This window comes from Metabacillus sp. B2-18, from assembly GCF_021117275.1.
Lineage (GTDB): Bacteria > Bacillota > Bacilli > Bacillales > Bacillaceae > Metabacillus.
This window is the reverse complement of the sequence record NZ_CP088245.1, coordinates 2,526,631-2,551,844: the sequence shown is the minus strand read 5'-3', so window position 1 is coordinate 2,551,844 and position 25,214 is coordinate 2,526,631. Positions and strand designations below refer to the sequence as shown.

At 36.3% G+C, this 25,214-nt stretch carries 25 protein-coding genes; 21 read left to right on the top strand and 4 right to left on the bottom strand.

Annotated features, from left to right (window positions below; translation table 11 throughout):
- The gene (locus tag LPC09_RS12785; protein ID WP_231309698.1) at positions 1-1,236 is read left to right on the top strand and encodes a methyl-accepting chemotaxis protein; all 1,236 of its coding nucleotides are present in this window, start codon (positions 1-3) and stop codon (positions 1,234-1,236) included.
- Between the two features lie 292 nt (positions 1,237-1,528).
- Positions 1,529-2,992: an IS1182 family transposase gene (locus LPC09_RS12780; RefSeq protein WP_231309697.1), complete on the top strand. Its 1,464-nt coding sequence runs from the start codon at positions 1,529-1,531 to the stop codon at positions 2,990-2,992.
- Positions 2,993-3,020: 28 nt separating this feature from the next.
- On the opposite strand, the gene LPC09_RS12775 is transcribed toward LPC09_RS12780, so the two are convergent.
- Positions 3,021-4,187: an IS256 family transposase gene (locus LPC09_RS12775; RefSeq protein ID WP_231309696.1), complete on the bottom strand. Its 1,167-nt coding sequence runs from the start codon at positions 4,185-4,187 to the stop codon at positions 3,021-3,023.
- 472 nt (positions 4,188-4,659) lie between these two features.
- Between LPC09_RS12775 and LPC09_RS12770 the strand changes: the two genes are divergently transcribed.
- The 5 genes from LPC09_RS12770 to LPC09_RS12750 all read left to right on the top strand — a co-directional run bounded on the left by LPC09_RS12770 (position 4,660) and on the right by LPC09_RS12750 (position 10,699).
- Complete coding sequence (locus tag LPC09_RS12770) at positions 4,660-6,432, top strand: sigma-54 interaction domain-containing protein (protein WP_231309695.1); 1,773 nt, start codon at positions 4,660-4,662, stop codon at positions 6,430-6,432.
- A gap of 159 nt (positions 6,433-6,591) precedes the next feature.
- Positions 6,592-7,953 (top strand): sodium/glutamate symporter, encoded by a 1,362-nt coding sequence (locus LPC09_RS12765; RefSeq protein WP_231309694.1) that lies wholly within the window; start codon positions 6,592-6,594, stop codon positions 7,951-7,953.
- A 39-nt stretch (positions 7,954-7,992) separates the two neighbouring features.
- Positions 7,993-9,138 (top strand): N-methyl-L-tryptophan oxidase, encoded by a 1,146-nt coding sequence (gene solA, locus LPC09_RS12760; protein ID WP_231309693.1) that lies wholly within the window; start codon positions 7,993-7,995, stop codon positions 9,136-9,138.
- A 75-nt stretch (positions 9,139-9,213) separates the two neighbouring features.
- On the top strand, positions 9,214-10,011 hold the full coding sequence (locus LPC09_RS12755; RefSeq protein ID WP_231309692.1) for an SDR family NAD(P)-dependent oxidoreductase: 798 nt from the start codon (positions 9,214-9,216) through the stop codon (positions 10,009-10,011).
- Between the two features lie 322 nt (positions 10,012-10,333).
- On the top strand, positions 10,334-10,699 hold the full coding sequence (locus LPC09_RS12750) for a hypothetical protein (protein WP_231309691.1): 366 nt from the start codon (positions 10,334-10,336) through the stop codon (positions 10,697-10,699).
- 200 nt (positions 10,700-10,899) lie between these two features.
- Here the strand turns inward: LPC09_RS12750 and LPC09_RS12745 are convergent, their stop codons facing one another.
- Together LPC09_RS12745 and LPC09_RS12740 are read right to left on the bottom strand one after the other, a co-directional pair.
- Positions 10,900-11,484, bottom strand: a complete 585-nt coding sequence (locus LPC09_RS12745) for a helix-turn-helix domain-containing protein (protein WP_231309690.1) — start codon at positions 11,482-11,484, stop codon at positions 10,900-10,902.
- Between the two features lie 177 nt (positions 11,485-11,661).
- Entirely contained in the window at positions 11,662-12,249 is a 588-nt protein-coding gene (locus LPC09_RS12740; RefSeq protein WP_231309689.1) for an ECF transporter S component, read from the bottom strand.
- A 403-nt stretch (positions 12,250-12,652) separates the two neighbouring features.
- Between LPC09_RS12740 and LPC09_RS12735 the strand changes: the two genes are divergently transcribed.
- From LPC09_RS12735 to LPC09_RS12685, 11 genes are all read left to right on the top strand, one after another.
- Positions 12,653-13,360: a DNA alkylation repair protein gene (locus LPC09_RS12735; RefSeq protein WP_231309688.1), complete on the top strand. Its 708-nt coding sequence runs from the start codon at positions 12,653-12,655 to the stop codon at positions 13,358-13,360.
- Positions 13,361-13,553: 193 nt separating this feature from the next.
- Entirely contained in the window at positions 13,554-14,234 is a 681-nt protein-coding gene (locus tag LPC09_RS12730) for a GNAT family N-acetyltransferase (RefSeq protein WP_231309687.1), read from the top strand.
- A gap of 325 nt (positions 14,235-14,559) precedes the next feature.
- On the top strand, positions 14,560-15,297 hold the full coding sequence (locus tag LPC09_RS12725; protein ID WP_231309686.1) for a GntR family transcriptional regulator: 738 nt from the start codon (positions 14,560-14,562) through the stop codon (positions 15,295-15,297).
- Between the two features lie 45 nt (positions 15,298-15,342).
- Positions 15,343-16,200, top strand: a complete 858-nt coding sequence (locus LPC09_RS12720) for a fructoselysine 6-kinase (protein WP_269217432.1) — start codon at positions 15,343-15,345, stop codon at positions 16,198-16,200.
- Positions 16,201-16,308: 108 nt separating this feature from the next.
- A complete protein-coding gene (locus tag LPC09_RS12715) occupies positions 16,309-17,598 on the top strand; it encodes an ABC transporter substrate-binding protein (protein ID WP_231309684.1) in 1,290 nt (429 codons plus the stop codon).
- A gap of 57 nt (positions 17,599-17,655) precedes the next feature.
- A complete protein-coding gene (locus LPC09_RS12710; protein ID WP_231309683.1) occupies positions 17,656-18,540 on the top strand; it encodes a carbohydrate ABC transporter permease in 885 nt (294 codons plus the stop codon).
- 8 nt (positions 18,541-18,548) lie between these two features.
- Complete coding sequence (locus tag LPC09_RS12705) at positions 18,549-19,376, top strand: carbohydrate ABC transporter permease (RefSeq protein WP_231309682.1); 828 nt, start codon at positions 18,549-18,551, stop codon at positions 19,374-19,376.
- A 127-nt stretch (positions 19,377-19,503) separates the two neighbouring features.
- A complete protein-coding gene (locus LPC09_RS12700; protein WP_231309681.1) occupies positions 19,504-19,692 on the top strand; it encodes a hypothetical protein in 189 nt (62 codons plus the stop codon).
- Between the two features lie 34 nt (positions 19,693-19,726).
- Positions 19,727-20,956, top strand: coding sequence for an MDR family MFS transporter (locus LPC09_RS12695; protein ID WP_231309680.1), 1,230 nt, complete (start codon positions 19,727-19,729; stop codon positions 20,954-20,956).
- Positions 20,956-21,969, top strand: a complete 1,014-nt coding sequence (locus LPC09_RS12690; protein ID WP_231309679.1) for an SIS domain-containing protein — start codon at positions 20,956-20,958, stop codon at positions 21,967-21,969. Before LPC09_RS12695 ends, LPC09_RS12690 begins: the two co-directional genes overlap by 1 nt.
- A gap of 12 nt (positions 21,970-21,981) precedes the next feature.
- Positions 21,982-22,995 carry an SIS domain-containing protein gene (locus LPC09_RS12685; RefSeq protein WP_231309678.1) on the top strand — a complete coding sequence of 338 codons (1,014 nt, stop codon included), beginning with the start codon at positions 21,982-21,984 and terminating at the stop codon, positions 22,993-22,995.
- Between the two features lie 294 nt (positions 22,996-23,289).
- Here LPC09_RS12685 and LPC09_RS12680 read toward each other — a convergent pair whose 3' ends face one another.
- Positions 23,290-23,421 (bottom strand): NUDIX hydrolase, encoded by a 132-nt coding sequence (locus tag LPC09_RS12680; protein ID WP_331275803.1) that lies wholly within the window; start codon positions 23,419-23,421, stop codon positions 23,290-23,292.
- Positions 23,422-23,635: 214 nt separating this feature from the next.
- On the opposite strand from LPC09_RS12680, the gene LPC09_RS12675 reads away from it, so the two are divergent.
- Genes LPC09_RS12675 through LPC09_RS12665 form a run of 3 tightly spaced genes read left to right on the top strand, consistent with a single transcriptional unit; the run spans position 23,636 to position 25,154 of the window.
- Positions 23,636-24,127, top strand: coding sequence for a DUF2975 domain-containing protein (locus LPC09_RS12675; RefSeq protein WP_231309677.1), 492 nt, complete (start codon positions 23,636-23,638; stop codon positions 24,125-24,127).
- A 13-nt stretch (positions 24,128-24,140) separates the two neighbouring features.
- Positions 24,141-24,356 (top strand): helix-turn-helix domain-containing protein, encoded by a 216-nt coding sequence (locus LPC09_RS12670; protein ID WP_231309676.1) that lies wholly within the window; start codon positions 24,141-24,143, stop codon positions 24,354-24,356.
- Positions 24,357-24,377: 21 nt separating this feature from the next.
- A complete protein-coding gene (locus LPC09_RS12665) occupies positions 24,378-25,154 on the top strand; it encodes an undecaprenyl pyrophosphate synthase (RefSeq protein WP_231309752.1) in 777 nt (258 codons plus the stop codon).
- Positions 25,155-25,214 lie beyond the last annotated feature (60 nt).

Genomic DNA, 25,214 nt, shown 5'->3' with positions numbered 1-25,214 from the left:
TTGTACATTCTTAAACGATCAAAGTTGTACATCGTTAGCTTGACATTTACAAGCTTAAATGATTTGTTAAGTATTTTTGTGGTATCTAGTTTCGTTTCGATTGTAATTGTCACAACAGTTATCGTTGTTTATTCCAGAAGAATGGGGAAAACAGCTAAAAAATATAGTGGTATTGCAGAAATTGTAGCTGAAGGTGGATTAGTTAACGAATTTGAGGAAAAGGAATTAAAAAGAAAAGACGAGCTTGGTGATATTGGAAGATCTCTTTACACTATGCAAAATAATTTAACAGATGTGATTAAAAACTTTCAGGTCAACGCTTTAAGTATTGATGATCATGCTCAGAACCTTTCTTCATTTTCTCAACAAATGAGTGCTACTTCTGAGAACGTTGCAACAGCTATAACTACAGTTGCTGAAGGAGCAACTGAGCAACATGAAAAATTAAAAAGGATAAATACAAGAATTAATCAATTTGGAACAAGCTTGGATTTTATGAATCACTCCGTTAACGATGTAGATTCCTCAACTACTTCCATCTTAATGATGGCCAATGAGAGTAATCAAGAAATGACAATGATGACTAAATCTTTTGAGTCACTCAATAATACATTTATGGAATTGATTGAACGAGTAAAATCAGTTGAAGTAAATATTCGCAATGTGAATGAGATGACAGAAATTATTAATTCCATTTCAGATCAAACGAACTTATTAGCATTAAATGCAGCCATTGAAGCAGCTAGAGCTGGTGAATCAGGCAAAGGTTTTGCTGTTGTTGCAAATGAAATAAGAAACTTAGCAGAAAAAAGTAGAGAGTCCTCTGGAAAAATTGATTCGATCATTAAAGGAGTTTCTAAAGACACAGGTAAAATGGTTTTATCGACAGAAGATGTAAATAATGAACTTTTATTACAAAGAGAGCAGTTGAATGCGACGATACAATCCTTTGAGGAAATTATAAAAGCAGTTGAAAGTATTTCACCTAAAATAAAAGAAACGAAAGAATTATCAGTCAAGATTCAAAAAGAAAAAGACATCATACTAGAAGAACTAGATCAAACCGGGGCAATAGCAGAAGATGTAGCTGCATCTGCAGAGGAAATTTCAGCATCAGCAGAGGAAATGTCTGCTTCAATAGAAGAAGTCAGTGCCTCAGCAGTTAACTTAGGTGAGATGACAAATGAAATGAGAGATAAAATAAAGTTCTTTAAAATGGGACAAAGGGACAGGTAATCTGTCCCTTTCAGACTGTAGACAAACTCGATAAAAATCGGGCTTGCCTACAGTCTTTTTATTTTGGCTTGAGGTGAAAGAGGGCTGTTGATTTCCGTTGCAGGCGCTTCGCTTTCCGCGGGGCTGGCGGTGAGCCTCCTCGACGCAAGCGTCTGCGGGGTCTCACCTGTCCAGCTGCTCCCGCAGGAGTCTGCGCGCCTTCCACTACAATCAACAGAAACTTTAAACTTTACGTGCAGCAGTAATAAAACATAATATAAAATGGACTTATATAGCGCATGAGGTGATGAAGATGTTATCAAAGAAGAGTTCAAACGCACGAGATCAATTAGAGATGGTTACCGTAGATCAGCTTGTTCCTCAAGATCATTTGGTCCGTAAGCTGGAAGCTGCCATAGACTTCTCTTTCATCTATGATCGAGTTAAGGATCTCTATTCGGAAGTGGGTCGCCCAAGCATTGATGTAGTTCTGTTAATCAAGCTCCCATTCATCCAATATATCTTTGGTATTCGCTCTATGCGTCAGACAATTAAGGAAACCCAGACCAATATGGCATATCGTTGGTTCTTGGGATTGGGCTTCCATGAATCTGTTCCTCACTTCTCCACCTTCGGGAAGAATTACGAACGTCGTTTTGCAGAGAGTGAATTGTTCGAGGAGATCTTCATCGAAATTTTGGAAACAGCGATTAAAAAGAAGTTGATCAGTGCCGACCACATCTTCATTGATTCTACACACGTAAAAGCTAGTGCTAATAAACATAAATTTGAAAAGAAAATGGTTGTGAAGGAAACACGCGCTTACCAGAATCAACTTCAGAAAGAAATCAACCAGGATCGGGAGTATCATGGGAAAAAGCTGATTATAGAAGAGAAGTTCGAAAAGAAAGAAATGAAGGAAATCAAGGAAAGTACCACGGATCCGGAGAGTGGTTACTATGTGAAGGACGAACGGACGAAACAGTTTGCTTATTCCTTTCATGCGGCATCGGACCGAAAAGGGTTTGTCCTAGGAACCATTGTGACTCCTGGCAATACCCATGACAGCCTCATTCTGGAACCTTTGGTAAAGCAAGTGTCCAAGACCGTAGGAAAACCTAAAGCCGTCGCAGCTGATGCCGCCTATAAGACCCCTGCCATTACAAAATATTTGTTTGAAAACGAGATAACACCTGTCTTGCCATATACAAGACCACGGACCAAGGAAGGATTCTTCCGAAAACATGAATATGTTTATGATGAGTATTACGACTGTTACCTATGTCCTGCTGGAGAGGTCCTGAAGTATTCGACCACCAACAAAGAAGGATACCGCGAATATAAATCATCAAAGCAGGTTTGCGCAAACTGCCCGTTTTTATCTCAATGTACGGAAAGCAAGGATCATCAAAAGGTGGTCACTCGTCATGTCTGGCAAGAGTACCTCGAAGAAGCAGACCACCTCAGGCATACACCAGAGGTCAAAGAGATTTATTCAAAGCGAAAGGAAACCATCGAGCGAGTATTCGCAGATGCAAAAGAAAAGCATGGCATGCGCTGGACAACCCTCCGAGGGCTTAAAAAATTGTCCATGCAGGCGATGCTTACTTTCGCTGCCTTAAATCTTAAAAAGATAGCCAACTGGACATGGGGGGGAGTCAAGTCCAGAATATTGTGTAAATTTAATACAATGTTTTCAACTACTACATTTGGATATGTGTATTATCCCCTACATTTTTTTTTGCGTAAATTCCATGGGCCTTCCCTGGATATGTGATCATTCCATAATGGAAGCTACGAAAAAATTAGCATCTTCTTATAGATTTTGTAGAGTAAACAGATTCTTGGTATTCCATTAAAACAGCTCCTACTAAACGAAAAGCAGATTGTGTGTTTGGGAAGATACGAATAACTCTTTCTCTTCTTCGTACTTCTTGATTTAATCGTTCAAGAGAGTTCGTACTTCGTATATGAGGGCGCATATTCACTGGATAATTCATATATTGAATGGTATCTTCGAACCCTTCATCGAAAATAGTAAGAGCCTTTTCGTACTTTGAATTATTTCCAAATTGAGTCATCAGTTCATTCTTAAAGGTTCTGATATTTTCAACAGTGATTGCCTCAAACACACGCTTGATCATCATACGAATATCAGCTGAATCCTTTTTGGGCAACTTTTCAATAATGTTCCTTTTAAAATGAACATTACACCTTTGCCAGCTAGTACCTAAAAATTCACGTTGTATGGCTTTTTGTAAGCCTTGGTGAGCATCTGATATCACTAGTTTCGGAGACTGAAGTCCTCGTGATTTTAGCTGTTGAAGGAAGCGACTCCAACTCTCGTAATTCTCTGCATGATCAATACTTAGACCAAGTATTTCACGCTGGCCCTTATCTGTAATAGCTGTGGCAATATAAACAGCCTTTGAGACCACCTTATGGTGTTCTCTCACTTTGATATACATGGCATCTACAAAAAGATAGGGATAATATTTGACGTTTAAAGGACGCTTTGCCCAATCATTTACGATTGGATCTAATTTCAAGGTCAATGAAGAAACAAACGATTTTGAGACAGATTTACCACATAGCTGTTCAACTATTTGTGTTACCTTGCGTGTTGAGACCCCATTAATAACCATTTCCAACATGGAGATCACTAAAGCTTGATCACATCTAGCATATTTTTCAAAAACTGTAGTCGAAAACTCACCATCACGAGTTCTCGGCACCTTGAGTTGTATCTTGCCGATACTCATAATTAATTCACGTTCATAGTAGCCGTTGCGATAGTCACGACGGGCTGCAGAGCGTTCATAAGAAGCAGCATGTAGATAATCATCTCTCTCTTTTTCCATAAACTCATTTAAGACCAAAACAATTGCTGATTTAACTACTGCATCAATATCAGAATTTAATACAGAATCTTTTAAAACTTCCAAATCTAGGTTAAACTGTAACTGGGTCATCTTATTCCTCTTTTCATGTTTATCGTAGCTGAAAACATTGTAGCCAAGAGTGAATAAAATGAACCCTTTTTCTTTTTACACAATTATACGGACTTAATCTGGGGGGGGCCGGTTAAAGCATAAAAACAGTCTAGCCCGGGTGCCTTTTTTAATAAAAAAGCCGAATCAAAGACAAAAAGGGTTTGGAATGTGACCATTCCAAACCCCTTTTGTCTACAACCTGAAAGGGACAGGTAATCTGTCCCTTTTTTAAAAGAAATCGTCTGAAGATTTTCTTAAGAGTAGCAAATGGACTAAGGCATAACACAAATAAAAACATGACAGAATTTACTTGAGTTCTTTGGATGCAATAGAAGAGAGATACCTGTTGAAATTAAATAAAACCTCACCTAACAACACATTTCTCACAAAGATTAATTAGATGTTATAATGGACTAAATTTTCTACTAATTAATCAGGTGGGAGGACAGCAATGGACTTAGCAAAGATAAGCAAGTTAACCCAAGATATTGCAGAAGCCATTAAGGCAGCATTTGAGATTGATGTTGAGATTGTTGACCGAAGGATAAATAGGGTCGCAGCAACAGGTTTTGCAAGAAATCGAGTTGGTCAGAAAATGTTGTACGGAACAGCTAGCACAGAGGTCATTGCTAAAGGTCAGCCAATTGTCATTCAATCAATGAAACATGAGGTATGCCAAGTTTGTCCTGGTCTAGGTGAGTGTACATATGTTGGTGGTATTGTATCGCCAATCTTTTATGAGGGCGTTGTAATCGGAACAATTAATTTGGTTGCCTACGATCAAGAGAAAATGGATACTATTAATAATGCCCGCAATGGCATTATTAATTTTAGTGAGAAAATGTCATCTTTAATAGAAGCAAAGCTTAAAGAAGAAGAGTATTTGGAACAAAAATTAACATTTTTAGAAGAGCTAAAGGTTATTGCAAACATTAATCCATACGGAGTGTTAATAACTGATGAAGTTGGTTCTATCAAATATGGAAACAACTTAGCTTTTTCAATGCTAAACGAAAAGGAACTCGACTTAACAGGGATGAATTTGTTCGAGTTATTTATTGATTTGCCAAAGGAAATCTATTACTCTCATCATGATTTAGATGAGAGTGAAATCGTCCTAAAAAATAAAGCGAATGACAAAACAATATTAGCTGAATATAAGCGGATTATTAAAGAAGGTTATTTTTTAGGTGTTATTATCACATTCAAATGTTTTTTATCTGAAACAAATTCACGAAACAAAGATAGCCAGAGAATCAGGATAAATGACATAAAAGGTCAAAGTGCCGTCATACAAGAACTTAAGTTAAATGCTATAAAATTTGCCAAGACTGACTCGACTATTTTAATTACAGGAGAAAATGGAACAGGTAAAGATTTGTTTGCTGAAGCGATTCATCAAGAAAGTTTGAGGAATAAAAGCCCTTTTGTCATTATTAACTGTGGTGCTTTACCAGAAAACTTAATTGAAAGTGAACTTTTTGGTTATGAAAAAGGTGCATTTACCGGTGCAAGTACAATCGGCAAAAAAGGCAAATTTGAACTTGCAAATAACGGAACTATTTTCTTGGATGAGATTGGAACGATGCCATTACATTTGCAAACAAGACTTTTACGGGTCATACAAAATCGGGAAATCGATCGAATCGGAGGCTCAGAATCAACGAAGCTTGACGTGAGAATTATTGCGGCAACGAATGAGAACCTTTTTAGTTTAGTTGAGCAGGGGAAATTTAGAAGAGACTTATATTATCGGTTACATGTTATTCCTCTACACCTCCCTCCTTTAAGAGAACGAAAAGATGATCTATCTTTGCTTACTAATGGTTTTATTATGAAATTTAACGAATTACTCTCAAAAAGTGCAGGAGATCTAACTGCCGAAGCAATGGAAATACTAATGTCTCATAACTGGCCAGGAAATATCCGGGAATTAGAAAATGTGATGGAGTATGCTATGAACAGCATACCAGCAAACACCGAATATATTGGTGTAAACCACTTACCAGCATACTTACAATCCTTTTATTTTACGAATGCTTCAACACCTCCAAGTTCTCATCAAGATATTATAAAAATAAATCTTAATAACTATGAAGAAGAAATAATCAGGCATTTATTAGAAATATACGGAAAATCTACAACTGGAAAACAGCAAGTAGCGAAAAAAATGAACATTAGTCAAGCTACTCTTTATAGAAAATTAAAGCAATATAACGTATAAACTTTCTCGTTTTGATAATTTTTATCATTTTGAGAAAGTTTTTTCTCAATTCGAGAAATTTTCAATCCCATAAGGCTAAAAATGACAGAAAATTTAAACATTGGAACTTGGCATAAAGATTGCATTTAAATAAGTGAATAATCAAAAAGGAGGAATAATATGGAGTTTAACGCTTGGAGTATTTTTGTTGATCTTGGTTTTGTTTCAATACTGTTTTTAATTGGGGTCATTCTAAGGTCAAAAGTAAAGTTCATACAGAAGCTTTTCCTGCCAGCAGGTATTATAGCTGGTTTGCTAGGTCTTTTGTTAGGACCAAATGGTGTAGGCTTCATACCTTTTTCTTCACAAATAGGAAGCTACCCGGGTATTCTTATTGCCGTCATATTTGGTGCCTTACCACTCATCTCTCCTGCCGTTAATTGGAAGGTCATTTCCAAACGAGTTGGTAGTATGTGGTCTTATTCTCAAATTGTGATGATTTGTATGTGGGGCGGTGGACTCTTATTTTCATTACTTGTATTAAATAATATTTGGGGAGATCTTCACTCAGGATTCGGACTTTTGTTAGCAGCCGGCTTTAGCGGAGGACATGGAACAGCCGCGGCAATTGGGGCGGCATTTCAATCACACGGGTGGGAAAATGCAACTTCATTAGCTATGACCTCTGCAACTGTAGGGATTATCAGCTCAATTATTGGGGGATTAATTTTTATCAAATTAGCAACGATGAAAGGAGAAACAAATCATCTTACATCTTTTAAGGACCTTTCACCTGAGCTGAGAAATGGTTTGATTCCAACATCATCTAGAAAGCCGAGTTATATTGATACAGTATCTCCAATATCCATTGATCCGTTAGTTTTTCATTTAGCACTAGTGTCCATTATAGCACTTGCTGGGTATTATCTCAGTCAATTCATCGGAGGTCTTTTTCCAAGTGTGGCCATTCCGACATTTTCATTGGCATTTCTAATAGGTTTAGTTCTTAAACTGATTTTAACGAAAACAAAAACAGACCAATACGTAAGTAAAGATATGTTAAATCGAATTAGCGGTGGAGCAACAGACTTTCTTGTGGCATTCGGTATCTCATCTATAAGTTTACCTGTCGTCATCGACTATTTCTTGCCGCTTAGTATTTTATTTATTTTTGGATTATTATATGCATTTTTCAGTTGCAGATTACTTGCTAAGCACTTCTTTAAAGATACATGGTTTGAAAAAGGTTTATTTACTTGGGGATGGGCAACAGGAACAATGGCAATGGGAATTGCCCTTCTAAGAATTGCTGATCCAGATACAGAGAGCACAACATTAGAGGACTTTGGCTTAGCTTATATTCCAATGGCCCCGGTTGAAATTGCCGTCGTGACATTTGCTCCATTCATGATTGTGTCAGGCCAATCATGGTTATTTATCTTGCTTACCCTAGGTGGGGCGGTTGTTTTATATCTTTTTGCAAGAGCAAATAAATGGGTTAAAACCACCTTAGTCGAGAAAAAATCGAATATAAGTGCTTAAGGATGTTAAAGTTTATTAGATATTCAGGAGGGTTATAAAATGGCATGGGATGTCGGTATTATTGGTTTAGGTGCGATGGGAAGTATGGCTGCTTGGCAGCTAGCACAACGAGGGACTTCAGTAATAGGCTTTGAACAATTTGGCATCGGACACGATCGGTCAGCAGTTGGTGGAGAGACAAGATTATTTCGAACAGCCTATAAAGAAGGTGCTGAATATGTACCGCTCTTAAAGGAGTCAAAGCATTTATGGAAGCAACTAGAGGATCAGTCAGGTAATAAGTTACTACATCTTAATGGTGGATTAAATATTGGTCCAATTGAAGATGAGTTTATGCAAAATGTCTTAAAAAGTGTGAAGGATTTTAATCTAGATCACGAGATTCTTGATTATATGGATGCAAAACGCCGATATCCACAACATATCTTAGGACCAGATGAGATCATGGTTTTAGATAAAGATGCTGGATTTCTTCGTCCAGAATTAGCTGTTGTGTCTGCCGTTAAACGTGCTGAACAACTTGGAGCAGAAATACGAAGTCATGCTAAAGTTGAATCGTTTGAAGCAAATGATGATGGAATAGTAATTAAATCAGATGGTCATGAGTATAAAGTGAAGCAGCTATTAATTACTGCAGGGCCTTGGATTGGGGAAATGCTTCCACAGTTTAAACCCGTTGTAAATGTAAAAAAAATCATTCTATCATGGTTTCCTGCAAAAAATGTAGAAGATTATCAACCTAGCCGCTTTCCTATCTTTACGAGAAGAAGCAGCGGTCACCGCTTATTTGGGGCTCCAACTGTGGAGGGGAGTATGGTGAAGGTTGGTGTGAGCACCCCTGGTGATGTAGTAGAAGATGTTAATTATCTGAATCGAACGGTAGAATTAAGCGAATTTAAAGAAAGCATGGAAGTGGTATCTAAATTTTTCAATGGACTGTACACAGACCCGGTTCGAGTGAATGCCTATATGGATGCTTACACAGATGACGGACATTCCATGATTGGTAGAGTACCTGGCTACCCTAATGTTGTAGTAATGGGAGGCTTCTCTGGACATGGATTTAAAATGGCCCCTGCATTGGGAAAAATAGCAAGTGACATTCTAATTCATGATTCAACACCTTTTGATTTGAAATCGTTAAGTCCAGATCGATTTTCACCATCATTAAAAACAGAATTTTAAAAGTTAACTAAGGTTATAGCTACTAAATATTGTAGCTATAGCCTTTTTATCAATAATAAAAATAGGGGAGAAGCTATGTCTTACTTTCATACAAGTTTAAACGGCAAGCATATTCTTATAACTGGAGCATCTGGTGGGATTGGCTATGTAACAGCCAAAATAGTGGCAAATATGGGTGCTTCAGTTACAATCACTGGAAGAAACGAAGAGGTACTTTCACAATTACAAGTTGAGTTACTAGAAACTACAAATAAAGAGAAAATTTTTCTTAAAGTGGCAGATATAGCTGAAGAAGAAGATAGAAAATCACTAGTCCAAGAATCAGAGAGACAAATGGGGTTTATCTCTGGATTAGTCAACGCAGCAGCCATCGCTGGAGGTGAAACTGTGGAAAATCTGAAAGAAGATTTCCTTATAAGAATGATGAATATTAATTACATCTCTACTGTTATGCTTACTCAAATAGTTTATAAAAGGATGCAGGAGGAGGCTAGCGGTGTGATCGTCAATGTTTCATCACTCTCTGGACTAAGAGGAACTTATGGTAACACAGCGTATTCTTCAAGTAAGTTTGCATTAATTGGATTTACCCAATGTATGGCTGTTGAAGCAATCAAGTCCAATATAAGAGTTAACGCTGTTTGCCCTGGGTTTGTCGATACAAGCATGGGAAGAGATGTCATTATGCGGAAAGCTAAACAAAATGGCTTGTCATACGAAGACCAATATAAACAGATTGAAACAAGTATCCCCTCTGAACGAATTACGCAGCCTGATGAAGTTGGAAATACCATTGCATTCTTATTAACAGATGCAGCGCGAAATATCGTGGGGGAATCAATTAAAATATCAGGTGGTAGTGTCATGCGGTGATTTGTCTCAGAGCGAAATTAATCAAAGCATATGAACAGACGAGTGTAAATTATATAAAAAAAATTACTCCTTACTCATCTTAGAAGATGCTAAATAAGAAGTAGAGACTTAGAAATCCGAAAATGAATATGACAGGCACAAGCTTAACGAGTTCGTGCCTGTTTTTTAATAATGAAAAATCAACGACCAATTTCTTCCACAAAAGTGTTGCATAAAACAAATGGATAGATTAAAGTAATATTTAAAATATTTGTTTAAGATGCACTTTTTCCTAATAAACTTCGCAGCAAATTTATCTCAAACATAAAGAAGGGAGGATTAAATGGATATTCAACAAAATGACCTTTTTATTATTACAAAAGATTCAATACGTTATAAATCATTATATAATCAATACATATTTCTACTTGACTCAAGCGATTACCCTAATAAAAAACAAGCATTAAAGAGAATTGAGAGTTTTCTAATCTATTTAACTATTTACACGAATATTAGAAAAATAAATAGAATCGATACAAAACATTTAATTTTATTTGCAAGAAAACAGATGAAAGATTGTAAGTCTCAAACATCCGAGGAAATTTTAAGAGAAGTAGTAAAAACATTAACTACGTTAAAAAGTATACACAAATTTAAAAAAGATGTTTCATTAATGAACTACACATTCTGGTGTGAAGTATTAAAATAAAATAGAAAAATGTAGTGCCTTTCTTGAACAAGGATACTAAAAGTTTGACCAACGACTGTCATTTTAAAAACTTGGAACTACGCATGCAAATATGCCAAGTATATGAAGTAAAGTCGTTGGCCGTGTGGACTTCTTTATGGAACATCAGTCAAAAGGTGAAGATAAAAATATAATTATGAAAGAATAATTAAAATACTAACTTAGATATGTTGATAATATAAACCAAACTGTGTATCAAACCATAGCAGTTTACCATGTTTATGTTTTGGTATGCGTGTTTGCAAACTCCATTCAGGATATTGTTTCATAATCTGTACTGAATCACCAGTAGCAAAAGCAAGAAATGATATATAATGATCCTTTGTCATTGGATGATCACTTGAAATATACCACTCTGAATCAATTTCTGTTATTGATAATTTTTCTTCGTCTGTTGCTTTTTTTGCTTCTAATTGTTCTACCTTCCTCCCACAGCAAGATATGGCTATATCCCCAGTTGCTAATACAATATTATGACATAAGGGACAAACAAAATAATTCGATTTTTTCATATTTCCTCCCACAAAATCATTCGGCGATAATTCACCTTCTAAAATATTTTCAATATTTACTCCTAATACGGAAGACAAACTTGGTAAAAGAGTGACATCTGGACACCCATATCCACGCTCCCATTTAGAAATCGTTCGATCAGAAATGTTCATTGAATCTGCTAATTGCTTCTGTGTTAGTCCTTTTTCCTTCCGTAAATGAAAAATTAACTTACCAACTTTACTATTATCCATCATTTTCTCCTCCTGCTCTATTTTCATCTTAGAGATTTATATGAACAGTGACAACAAACGTTCCGTAGATAGGGACAGGTTAACTGTCCCATTTTCATCCTGAACCAACCAAAATAAAAGACATCCGACAAACTTAAAACACATAAGTTTGCCGGATGTCTTTAGCCGTTAAGGGAGCTATTTTTTCATCAATTTTAATAAAGGTTTTGAAATAATCGGCGTCAATACACCTGATAGAATCGCTTCAGTAATTCCATTAGTGGCGACAATTGTCATCAGTGCAGGCAAGAGCTGCTCCATGTCCAACTTCAAAAAGTTCGCGTATGGTTCCCGATAAAGTAAATAAATGAATCCAAGCACTAAAAAAGTATTTGTTAATGATCCCAACACACCTGCAACACTCATTCTTACTGTTTCATTGAGCTTCTCGCTGAGCATTCTGTGGAAAACATATCCAGCAACTACACCAATTAAAATCCTTGGCAAAACGGACACAAGCGGATTCGTAAAAACAATTGGTGCAATTACGCTTGTCGGAGCAACAAATGCCCTGATGAACGTGATCATTCCCCATATGCCGCCTACAATGGCTGCTTCCTTCGTACCGAGGATGATCGCTGCGATAATGACCGTTACTTGAATAATCGTCAAACTAAGCGGACCTATAGGGATATATCCTAAAAACGGGATAGAAGTTTGAATAATGATAATGGCAGAAAGCATTCCTAATATAACCATTCGGAATGTCTTATTATTTTTGTTCATGGATAAACTCCTTTTAACTAATCATATACTTAGATATTATTCTACAAATACAAATGAGACAATAACTAAAAACATGTCCAAAGGCAAAGTCCCCAATGTCATATATCTTTGGTTTTTCTTCCCATCTGTTTTTATAATAGCTCAACTCCTTATCATGATAAAGAGATTATATAAAATCTAAAATTATTGGTTTTCAATTTTGTATTTGTTGACGAACGCACGTTCTTTATTGTAAAGTATAAATATGGTAATAATAGTTGGTAACTTCTGCATCTTGGAAAATCCTAAGGCAATGTAAAACCTATGAAAACCAAGGATTCTAATTTTTTGGGCCAGGATGATCAGCAACAAGGATTAAAGATTATGTTAAAGTGAAAATAATACCATTATATGGAGGTAATAAATGAACGTTGTAGAAATAATGGGGAAGCTTGAAGAACTGGGTTCAGAGCAAACAAAAAAGACATTTATGAATCATGGAGCGAGTGGAAACCTTTTTGGAGTTAAAATTGGTGATTTAAAAAAGCTTGTTAAACATGTGAAAAAGGATCAGGAGTTGGCCTTGGCATTATATGAAACTGAGAATTTTGATGCGATGTATTTAGCGGGACTGTCTGTTAATCCGAAATTTATGTCAAAGGGAACTCTTCAAAATTGGGTAGAAAAAGCAGACTGGTATATGCTTGCGGAATATACAGTTGCAGGTGTGGCTGCTGAAAGTCCGTATGCTTTAGAACTTGCACGTGAATGGATCGAGTCAGATGAAGAAATGATAGCAGTTGCCGGATGGAGTACTTATGCCAACTATTTATCGATTTCTCCTGATGAAAAGCTGGATACAGATGAAATCCTTACTCTACTTCATAGAGTTGAAGAATCAATTCATCAAGAAAAAAACCGGGTTCGCTATTGTATGAACGGCTTTGTGATTAGTGCAGGTGCCTATGTAAAAGCTTTACATGATGATGCTATTAGGGTTGCTGAAGCAATCGGTAAAGTTCATGTTAATATGGGCAATACAGCGTGTAAAGTACCAGTCGCTGTTACCTATATTAATAAAGTAGAAGAGCGTAATAAAATTGGGGTGAAACGAAAAACTTGTATCTGTTAATTGCAGATAACGATAGCATCGCTACTGCGGTCTTTTTCATATTTTTTGAACAATAGATCCCAATCGCTTCTTATCATGAAATGGATAAAACTTTATGAAGGAATTTAGGTTACTTCTATTGAAATAAATATCTAAACTTTAGGGGAAAAATGGATTATTCTAAATAAACGTATGGAGAGGAGTACTTTACATTATGACAATAAAATGGGTTGAAATAACAGAAGAAAATTTAGATCACTATGAATCTGCTATGAAGTTATACGATCAGTCGTTTCCAATTGAAGTGCGAGAACCACATCAAACCTTTTTTAGAAGTTTACAATATACAAAAAGACCAAGTAATTATCATTTCTTAGTAGGGCTAGAAGGTAATCAATTGGTTTCTTTTGCAACAGGACATTATTTTTCTGAAATAAATGGAGGATTCATTGTGTATATTGTGACGAATCCTGCCATCCGAAATAAAGGACTAGGTTCAAAAACTTTATTGAAAATAGAGGAATTATTAAATAAAGATGCCATTGAAGCAGGAAACTCAACAATTAAAGCGATTTTCTTAGAAACCGAAACACCAGAAATGGTCCATACCGAAGAAGAAAAACAAGATTGTTTTAAAAGATATCAATTTTTTTCTAGAAATGGCTATGAAAAATGTGATGAAATACTATATCTACAACCAGCCTTACATGATGAAGTGGGAGATATACCACTAGATCTTTTTATTAAAAATCTAGACATTAATAAACTAAGTAAGGATGAAATAAAAAAAGCCATCACAACCATTTATAAAGAAAAGTACCAGCTAGTAAATGGCATTAATGAAAGTATAATTAACAATTGCCTTAAAAAGATGGAGATAGAAGATGAGGAATGAGAACTCTCTTAATTCTGAAAAAAAGAGAATGATGTCGTAAAAAGAGGAATTGTTTTACCTTTGATATAATTGACAGGTGAAAAGATTTAGACTATTCTAATAATAACAAAAGCAAAATAAAAATAATTTTTTATGTGTTTTGTAAGCGCTTAAATAAGAGTAGTGTTATATCCTACTAACTTCACCATAGGATAAATCTCGATGTACTTAAAAATTTACAACAAATGGTATATACCATTATGACTCAAGTCTTTATTTGCATGAAGTAATTCAATATCATATATAATGTTATTGATTATTACTTGGAGGAAGTAGGAAATGTCTTATGAAAAAATTTATAGGAAACGAGGAATCTGTCCCATTCTATAAACAACTTAAAGAAAAGATCATCGAAGATATAGAAATAGGGAAGTTAAAACATGGTGATAAGTTACCTTCAGAGCGTGATCTGGCTGCTCAATACGGAATAAGTAGAATGACCGCGAGACATACATTGTCGGCATTAGAAAGAGAAGGACTTGTTGAGCGTCGAGTTGGGGCAGGTAGCTTTGTTTCAAATAATAAAATTCAAATGGATTTTATTACGTTCAATAGTTTTACAAACGATATGCTAGGAAAAGGGTTAACCCCTAGTACACAAGTGCTATCAATAGGACATATGAAAGCAACACCATTTTTAGCTGAGAAGCTGCAGCTATCAGAAGGAGAAGAGTTGTTTACTGTAAAACGCCTTCGCTTAGTAAACGACCGGCCAATTGCGATAGAGGAATCATTTATTCCAGAAAAGTACTGTCAAAATATTAAAGACTTTATTACTAATGATATTTCTTTATATAATGTGTTAGAGAATGAATTTGGAATTAAACTCGTAAAGGCAAAAGAATTTATGAGAGTTACGTTTTCAGATGAAAATGGGAGTAAGCTCTTGAAAATTCGTTCTGAAAGTCCATGTATTTTCCGAGAAGCTGTTGCCTTTGATCGAAACGACAAGGAAATTGAATTCTCCACATCATTAACAAGAAGTGATATCGTTAAATTTTACTCAGAATTAAACCTAAAATGATCCCATTTTAGGTATTATCTTACATTAAATGGTATATACCATTTAATGTGTCAGGGGGGCTATACAATGCGAGTGATCGGTGTTGGTGATAATGTAGTAGATAAATATGTTTACAAGCGAACCATGTATCCTGGTGGTAATGCATTGAACTTTAGTGTTTATGCAAAGCAATTAGGAGTTGATGCAGCTTATCTTGGCGTGTTTGGTGATGATCCTGCAGCAGATCATATTATTAAAACTCTTAACAGCTTAGAGATTGATCTATCTCATTGTCGACAGCATATAGGAGAGAATGGTTATGCGGCAGTTGATTTAGTAGACGGTGATCGAGTTTTTATCGGTGGTAATGAAGGTGGAATTCAAAAAGATCATCCTTTAGTTCTTATGAAAGACGACATTGAATATATCAAAACGTTTGACATTGCACATAGTAGTGTATATAGCGATATGGATGCCGAATTACATAAAATTAAAGAAGCTGGTGTTCTATTATCCTATGATTTTTCCAATGAATATACGGATCAGACATTAATAACGGTCTGTAAAGATGTTGATATTAGTTTGTTGTCATGTGGACAATTACCCGATGAAGAGATTGAAGCGCTTCTGAAAAGGACCCATTCTTACGGAAGTACTTTAAGTATAGGTACGATGGGTTCGCGAGGCTCAATGGTATATGATGGGGAAAACTTTTATAAGCAGAAGCCTCATTTTGTCAAACCAGTAGATACGTTAGGTGCTGGAGATTCGTTTTTTACGGCATTTATCTTGCATTATTTAAAAGGTAAAAAAGAGAGTGATTCTCAAGCTGAACTTATCATAAGAAGTCTTGAAAAAGGTGCAGAATTTGCAGCAAAAACATGTTTAGTAGATGGAGCATTTGGACATGGACTTTCTTATTAAAACCTCTCCTTTTGAGAGGAAAAATAAAAAGTTTCATTCTATAGGAGGTGGTTGTTGAAATGATGTAGTTGTCGGTCGATAAAGCACAATAATAAGGAGGGTCAATATATGAGAAAAATGACAAAGACGTTAGGAATGGCAATGCTAATTTTTGTCCTTTTGCTTACGGGGTGTTCTAATTCTTCCTCGAGTGATGCAGAAGGGAAAACAGTCTTGAAGTTTTTACACAAATGGCCACAACCTGAATATGCTCCATACTTTGAAGAAGTAGTCAAGGAATTTGAGGCGCAAAATCCTGATATTAAAATTGAAATGGAAGCGATCGCAGACGAACCTATTAAAGATAAACTAAGGGTTGTTTTAGGTGGTAATGAAGTACCTGATATTATGTTTTCATGGTCAGGCGAGTTTGCTAGAAAATTTGTACGTGCCGGAGCAGCCTTAGACTTAACTCCTTATTTAGAGGAAGACACTGAATGGAAAGATAGCTTTATTCCAGCTTCACTTCAACCATTTTCATCTGACGACAAAAATTATGGTATACCTCTTCGATTCAACGGAAAGTTCTTTGTATACAACAAGGAAATCTTCGATAAATACAATCTACAAACACCTCAGACATGGGATGAATTTATGAATGTCCTTGAAACACTCAAACAAGGTGGAGAAACTCCAATTATTTTAGGTAATGAAAGTCCTTGGGCAGCCATTCACTATTTAACTGGTCTTAATCAGAAAATGGTTCCCCAGGATGTAAGAATGAATGATTACAATCCTCGCTCAGGAGAATTTACGGATCTAGGTTATGTAAAAGCGATGGAAATGTTTGCAGAACTTAATCAAAATGGTTATCTAATGGACAATGTGAACTCTAGCTCACATGATATGGCAAAACAGGTTTTCTTTACAGGAGAAGGAGCCATGATGTATATGGAGTTAGAAGAATTTCAGAATGTTGAAGATAACTTGTCTGGTAATTGGGGATTCTTCCAAATGCCTTCCATTTCAGACGGAAAAGGTAATCAAAACTATATAACGGGCGCACCAGATGGATTTATTGTTTCGTCTAAAACGGAACATCCAGAGGAAGCTATTAAGTTCTTAAAATTTTTAACTAGTAAAGAAAATGCGGTTAAGCTAGCAGAACAAATTGGTTGGCCTAGTCCAATTGATGGAGCAACCAACCCTGATACTGCCCTACAACAAGTAGTAGAGGGTGTTGATACGATGAAACAGGCAGAAGGAATGGCTGAATGGCTTGATACAGATGTCCACGCGAAGGTTGCAGATGTGTACTTAGCCAATATCCAATTGTTATTGGATGGATCCAAATCACCTGAAGAAATTATTAAAGAAGTTCAGGCTGTCGCGAAAGAAGTTCAAAGTGAAGTGGAATAAAAGCTAAAAAGGGTAGGCAGTATCACCTACTGTTTACCCCCTCCTGGAGGGGACGTGATGAAAAATTATCGAAGTAGTCGAACAGCGTTATTATACATTTTACCTGCCTTGCTGATCGTCGTATGTATGGTGTTTTTACCGATTGTTTTGAATCTATACAATAGCTTTTTTCGATGGAATTCATTTGGTACAGAAAAGATTTTTGTTGGTTTTGATTACTATATCAGACTTTTTAAAGATCCTGTGTTTTATACGGCTTTAAAAAATAATGCTCTATATGCGATTATATCTCTCATTTTTCAAGTAGGCTTAGGGGTTATCATTGCCGCTATTTTAGAAGACAAGTTAATTCGTAGATTTCAACCATTTTTCCGAACCGTCTTTTTTATCCCTTCTGTTATCTCGATAGCAGTAGTAGGATTGCTATGGCAGCTTATCTACAATCCAGAGGTTGGGCTTGTAAATGGAACACTAGAGGCAATTGGTCTTTCAGAATGGACTCACTCATGGTTAGGAGATAGTAAAACCGCCATCTATGCAGTTGTTGCTGTTTCTCAATGGCAATATATCGGTTATATCACCATGCTTTTCTTAATTGCGATGCAAAAAATTCCAGATGAGTATTATGAAGCAGCGATGATCGATGGGGCCTCGAGAATGAAATCATTCTTTCACATCACCTTGCCTCAAATAAAAGAAATGATCCTTGTTGGTAGTGTGATTACCGTCATTGGAGCATTTAAGGTGTTTGATGAAGTATATGTTATGACCTCCGGTGGACCAGGGCGTTCAACTGAGGTGCTAGGAACAATGCTTTACAGATCGGCTTTTCGAAATGACGAGATGGGTTATGCCTCTACGATTGGTACAGTTATATTTGTTATTACGTTAACCTTATCACTGATACAAATGAAACTTGGGAAAACAGGCAAGGAGGTGTAATAACAATAATGACAATTAAAAATCGAATCTTTCAACTAGCTGTTATCGTATGGTTTGGGATTTTCTCATTAGTTATTATCTTTCCCCTTATCTGGCTTTGCTTAAGTGGTCTAAAATCAAATAGAGATTTCTTTTTAAATACATGGTCACTTCCAGAGGAATGGCTTTGGGGAAACTACAAAGCTGCTTGGGATGCAGGGGTAGGGGATTTTTTCTTTAATAGTGTTTTTGTGACAGTTGTATCAGTTCTTATCATCTTACTTTTGGGAGCGATGGCTGCTTATGGATTAAGCCGTTTTCATTTTAAAGGCCAAAACATTTTACTTGTTATGATTCTTAGTGGATTAATGCTTGCTCCACAGGTAAGCTTACTACCACTTTATAAGTTACTCCAAGCAATTGGTCTATATAATACGTATGGAGCATTAATTCTCCCATATGTAGCGTTTCAGCTACCATTTGCGATTTTTCTCATGAGGTCCTATTTCCTCTCAATCCCAAATGAGTTGGAGGAATCAGCGATCATTGATGGCTGCAATAGCTGGAAGGTATTCTGGCATATTATTCTTCCAATGGGGAAGCCCATCATCGCATCAGCTGCTCTTTTAACAGGGATGTTCGTCTGGAATGAATTTATGTTTGCACTTGTTTTTATCGAGGATTCAAGTCTTCGTACAATTCCTGTAGGATTGATGAATTTGCGAAGTCAATTAAATACAAACTTTGGTATACAGTTAGCTGGCTTGGCAATATCTGCGTTGCCAATGATTATTGCTTATATTTTGTTTCAAAAGCAATTTGTAAGAGGTATTTCAGCAGGTGGGGTCAAGGGATGATAGAAAGGGAGTATTTATTACTCCTCTTCTATTTGTTAGAAAATAGCTGAAAAAGTATCACATCAAATGGTATATACCAAATTGGGGGTTAATACTCTAAACTATGTGCATTAGAAGGAGGGATGTTATGACGAAAATCAAAAGATCGCAAATTACCGGGATGAACTTTCACTATTTACACTATCCGTTTGAGTATTTTTTAGATGCAATGGAAAAATACCAGTTTCAAAAAATTGAGCTTTTGGGAGCTGCACCACATTGTTTACAGTACGCAAATACTGCCATTGAGAATTTACTAGATCCATACCTTAAATAGGCTAGCCTGCTACCTAAAAAAGAGGGTTCATTTTATGGCATTTTGGAGGTCTTATCCAAGAAATCTGAAGGTTTTATTAGTTGCCATGTTGATTAATTCAACAGGTATGGCATTTCTTTGGCCCTTACACACGATTTATATCACACACGGTATGAATCGGACATTATCTGAAGCAGGATTTGTCTTAATGCTCCATTCTGCAGCTGAAATTGTTGGTAGTTTTCTAGGTGGCTATTTATATGATCGTATCCGCGGCAAGAGAACTCTTCTTTACGGAGGGATATCTTCCGTCATTCTACTACTGTTTATTTCGATAGGTTTATCGTGGCCATGGTATATCATCTCAATGATTTTCTTAGGAGTTAGCATAGGTTCGATCTTTCCCCCTATTTATGCACTTGCAGGCAATGTCTGGGAAGAAGGGGGAAGTAAAAGTTTTCATCTTATCTACCTAATTTTAAATATTGGTGTTGCAGTAGGTACCGCATTAGGGGGAATTGTAGCAGGGTTTGCCTTTCGTTATGTTTTTTGGGTAAATGCTTTCACCTATATCATTTTTCTTTTGATTGTCTTGACTCTGCTTGATGAACCAAATCGTGACAGCCAATCTACTAATGAAAAGCAATCCGGATACCAACAGCCCATCAAATTTTATAAACATAATAATCTTTCATCACTAATTCTCTTGTGCTTAGGATTTATGTTCTGCTGGATTATCTATAATCAATGGCAAACGACGATATCCAGTTATATGCTTCAAATCGGCTTTAACTTAGCATCCTATAGTTTGATTTGGACAATAAATGGCATAGTCATTATCTCGCTTCAGCCGGTTATTCAATGGTATATGTTACGTAAAAACATTGCGTGGATGTGGCAATTAGTTGTTGGTGTGATTTTCTACATGATCGCCTTCACGCTACTTTCACAAAGCAGTGCTTATCATATCTTTCTTATCTCGATGGTGATTATGACTATAGGAGAAATTCTCATTTTTCCATTGGTTCCTGCGATTGCCGATTATTTAGCTCCGCAGGGTAAAAAAGGGATGTATCAAGGTATTGTGAACGGATCAGCAAATGTTGGGCGTACCATTGGCCCCTTGTTTGGTGGAATCGTATTTGATTCCTTTGGTCCAACTGTCTTTCTCTTATCATGCGTAGGTATAGGTGGATTTGCATTGATATGTTTTGTAACATATCAAAGGCTTCATTATATAAAAGGCAATATCATTAAAAAACAAATAGATATGGAGGAATCATAATGTTGAAATTTGATAAAGAACAGTTTGTCGAATTAGTAGGTAAAGTTGGACTTTCTAAAAGAGAAGAGATTGAGAATATTGTAGATGAGATCTCAAATAAAGGGTTTAAAAACATCTTTTTAATTGGCTCTGGCGGTACGATTGCGATGATGCTTCCTTATGAATATATTTTTAAATCAAATTCAACCATTGATGTGCATGCAGAAATCGCGGCTGAGCTTCTTGTTATGAATAATCGTCATCTTACAAAAGATTCTGTCTGTATCTTCGCTTCTGTAACAGGCACAACAAAGGAAACAGTAGCTGCGGCAGAGTTTTGTAAAGAAAAAGGAGCTACAACAATTGGGTTAGTTGCCTTACCAGATACACCACTAGGGGAAGTCGTAGATTATCGCATTTCTACTGGTCATGAAAAACATTCGTTTGACACATTCTTTCTTCACCTACAGCTAGTAACATTCCGTTTTATTCACAATCAAAATGAGTTTCCACAATATGATAAGTTTGCAAATGAATTGGCTGCCTTACCAGAAGCGATGGCTCAGGCAATGGAGGAATTTGATTCAAGAGCTGAGCAATTTGCGATCCGCCACAAAAATACTAAATATCATATGCTAGTAGGAGCAGGGAATCTTTGGGGTAATACGTATTCTTATGCCATGTGCATATTAGAAGAAATGCAGTGGATTAAATCAAAATCTATTCATGCGGCTGAATTTTTCCATGGCACACTTGAGCTGGTAGAAGAAGATACAAGTATGATCATTTTTAAAGGAGAAGATGAAACACGGCCATTAGCTGAAAGAGTCGAACGTTTTGCAGAAAAAATTACGAAGGAACTCTTCATTCTTGATACGAAGGATTATGCACTACCAGGAATTAGTGAAGAATTCCGAAAGCATGTAGCAATCAATGTAAACTGGGCTCTAACAGGTCGAATTAGTGTATATCTTGAGCGAGAAAGAGATCATTCGTTAGATATCAGAAGATACTACCGTAAAATGGACTATTAAGGAGGAGCATGGATGTTCAATTTTGATGTAGAAAGATTTTTGAACATACAAAACGGTGCACTGTCGTTAAAGGATGAGATGAATCAAGCCATTGACGAAATTGTCGAGCAAGGAATTGAAAATGTTTTTTTCGTTGGTACAGGTGGAGCAGCTATTTTAATGTTCGCTGCCGAATATAACCTGAAAAATAACTCAACTTTGCCCGTTTATACAGAAATTTCTTCAGAATTAATGTATATGGATCACAAGCATTTGAGTGAAAAATCATTAGTCATTCTACCTTCGTTATCTGGTACAACAAAAGAAACAATTGAAGCGGCAAGCTTTTGTAAGGAAAAGGGCGCAACAAGCATTAGCTTAGTTGGTCATGCAAATACTCCGTTAGCTACAATGACCGATTACACTTTTGTTAATTTTGCCGAAGACGATACATCCTGTGAATCTTTTTATATTCAATCCTATCTCCTAGCCTTCAGGTTAATGTATAAACGTAATGAATTACCTGAGTATCATCAATTTGTTGAAGAGATGATGCAACTACCAGCTGCTTTATTGAAGGTAAAGGAAGCTACTGAAAACCGTGCTGAAGTTTTTGCGAGTAAACATAGAGAAACACCTTACCACATACTTTCCGGAACCGGAGTAGATTGGGGTCAAGCCTATTATTATGGCATGTGTATTTTAGAAGAAATGCAATGGATTAAAACACGACCAGTTCATGCATCTGATTTTTTCCATGGCACACTAGAATTAGTAGAACAAGATACAAGTATCATCCTTTTAAAAGGAGAAGACAAATCTCGAACGCTTACCGAACGAGTTCAACGCTTTGCGGAGCATTATTCTAAGGAACTCACTGTATTTGATACAAAGGACTACGAACTAAAAGGAATCTCTCCTGAACTAAGACGACTACTTTCTCCAATTATACTCGCCACTCTACTGGAACGAGTAAGCTGCCACCTTGAGAAAGAGCGAAATCATCCACTTACAACGAGAAGGTATTATAAGAAGGTTCCGTTTTAAACTATGTTAAGCCCTCATGAATGTTGTTAAATCAACGTTTGTGGGGGTTTTTGATATTAGATTGATCTAGTTGTAGAGGAGATGACTGTGAAGATTAATATTTTTACCTTTTCTTATCTACCAACCAATAACCTGATTGATTACTATTTTGCACTGACATAATTAGCACATATTATGTATGGATAGAACATTTACCACGAGACAAGCCTTCTATAGAAATATGTAAAATAAAGGGGAAAATGCTGATCGAGGAAAAATTATCAATCTAATCAATTAATAATTACCAACAAATTACTACTTTAATAATTGAAAGTAGTACCTAACCCACATATTTGGCATGGCCATTTGCGGCGATCTTAAACCACAAAGAATTTTGTTTTGGTCATTTCCACTAATTGCAGCAACAACTTTAACCGCTTTTTTCATGATATCCCTCATAAAAGTTTCCCTTTCACATCTTTTAAGACCCCTTGAATAGTAATTGTATCTAAATCCAGGCATTACCCTTTATAAATAATGCTTTCTGCTATTACATAAGGTTTATCAGTAAAAATTACATACATTCTGATAAATATTTATTGTAAAACGATAAAAAGTGTGTTAAATTTCAAAATGATAACAAAACAGTGAGGTGCTTTTTATGAAACGCGGATCAACATTCCTCTTAAAAACGGCTGTTATTTTTAGGGGGATTCCTGTTCTTGCATTGTGTATCTTTTTATTACCTCAGATAGCAACTGAAGCAATTGAGCAAGTAAAAATGGGTTCTGAGTTGGCTTATATTGTATTTAGTATTTTATTTTTAATGTATATATCAGCGATCCCGTTTTACTTTGCGTTGTATCAAGCTTTAAGGCTATTGAGTTATATTGATCAAAACCAAGCTTTCTCAGATTTATCTGTAATAGCTCTTAAGAAGATAAAAAAATGTGCCATTGCCATAAGTGGTTTTTATGTGGTAAACCTACCATTTGTCTATATCATAGCCGAGTGGGACGACGCACCAGGCCTCATCTTAATCGGTATGGTCATTATTGGTGCATCAATGGTTATTGCAGTCTTTGCTGCCGTACTCCAAAGACTTTTACAAGAGGCTATTCATATAAAATCAGAAAATGATTTAACGGTCTGAGGTGGTGAAAACAATGGCAATTATTATAAATATCGATGTGATGTTAGCGAAAAGAAAGATGAGTGTCACGGAACTATCGGAGAGGGTAGGAATGACAATGGCGAATCTTTCTATATTGAAAAACGGAAAGGCAAAAGCGATTCGATTATCAACTTTAGATGCCATTTGTAAGGCATTAGAATGTCAGCCTGGTGATATTTTAGAATACAAAAGTGGCGAGGATAATTAGGAATATAACAGGAGGCGGAAAATTTCAATGAAAATTCCTTTTCTTAATAGTAAACAATTAGAAGAACCCTTTCATAATCCAGAAGAAGATACATCAGATTTTCATACACCAGACCATGTTGCGATCATTATGGACGGAAACGGACGGTGGGCTAGAAATCGTGGTATGCCAAGAGTTGCTGGTCATAAAGAAGGGGTATCAACTGTCGTTAAAATTGTCAAGATAGCAGTCAAATCCAGGGTTAAGGTTCTAACGCTTTATACCTTTTCCACGGAAAACTGGAAACGTCCGAAGTCAGAGGTAGACTCTATTTTGAGGCTTCCAAAGGAGTTTCTGTCTATATATTTACCAGAGCTTATAGCTAATAATGTACGCATTGAGGCAATCGGTGATATGGATAATCTTCCAGCACATACACGTGAAGCCGTTCAGTATGCGATTGACCGTACCAAGGGAAATGATGGGCTTCAGCTGAATATTGCACTCAATTATGGTAGTAGACATGAGATTCTAAAAGCGATGAAAAAGATGTTCAAGGATCTAAATGATGAAAAATTGTCACTTAATGAACTAGATGAACAGCAGTTTTCAGGATACCTTTATACAACTGGTATGAAAGACCCCGATCTTCTTATTCGTACAGGAGGGGAAATGCGCCTAAGTAATTTTCTTCTTTGGCAGCTAGCCTACACAGAGTTCTGGTTTACCGATGTCCTTTGGCCGGATTTCTCTGAGACTGACTTTTTACATGCTTTAAAAGAATACGGACAAAGAAAAAGACGATATGGCGGAATATAGGTCTGTGATTGTGGTGTTTGATGTAATTATGAGCCCACCTGAGATTTTTAGTTGCATGTT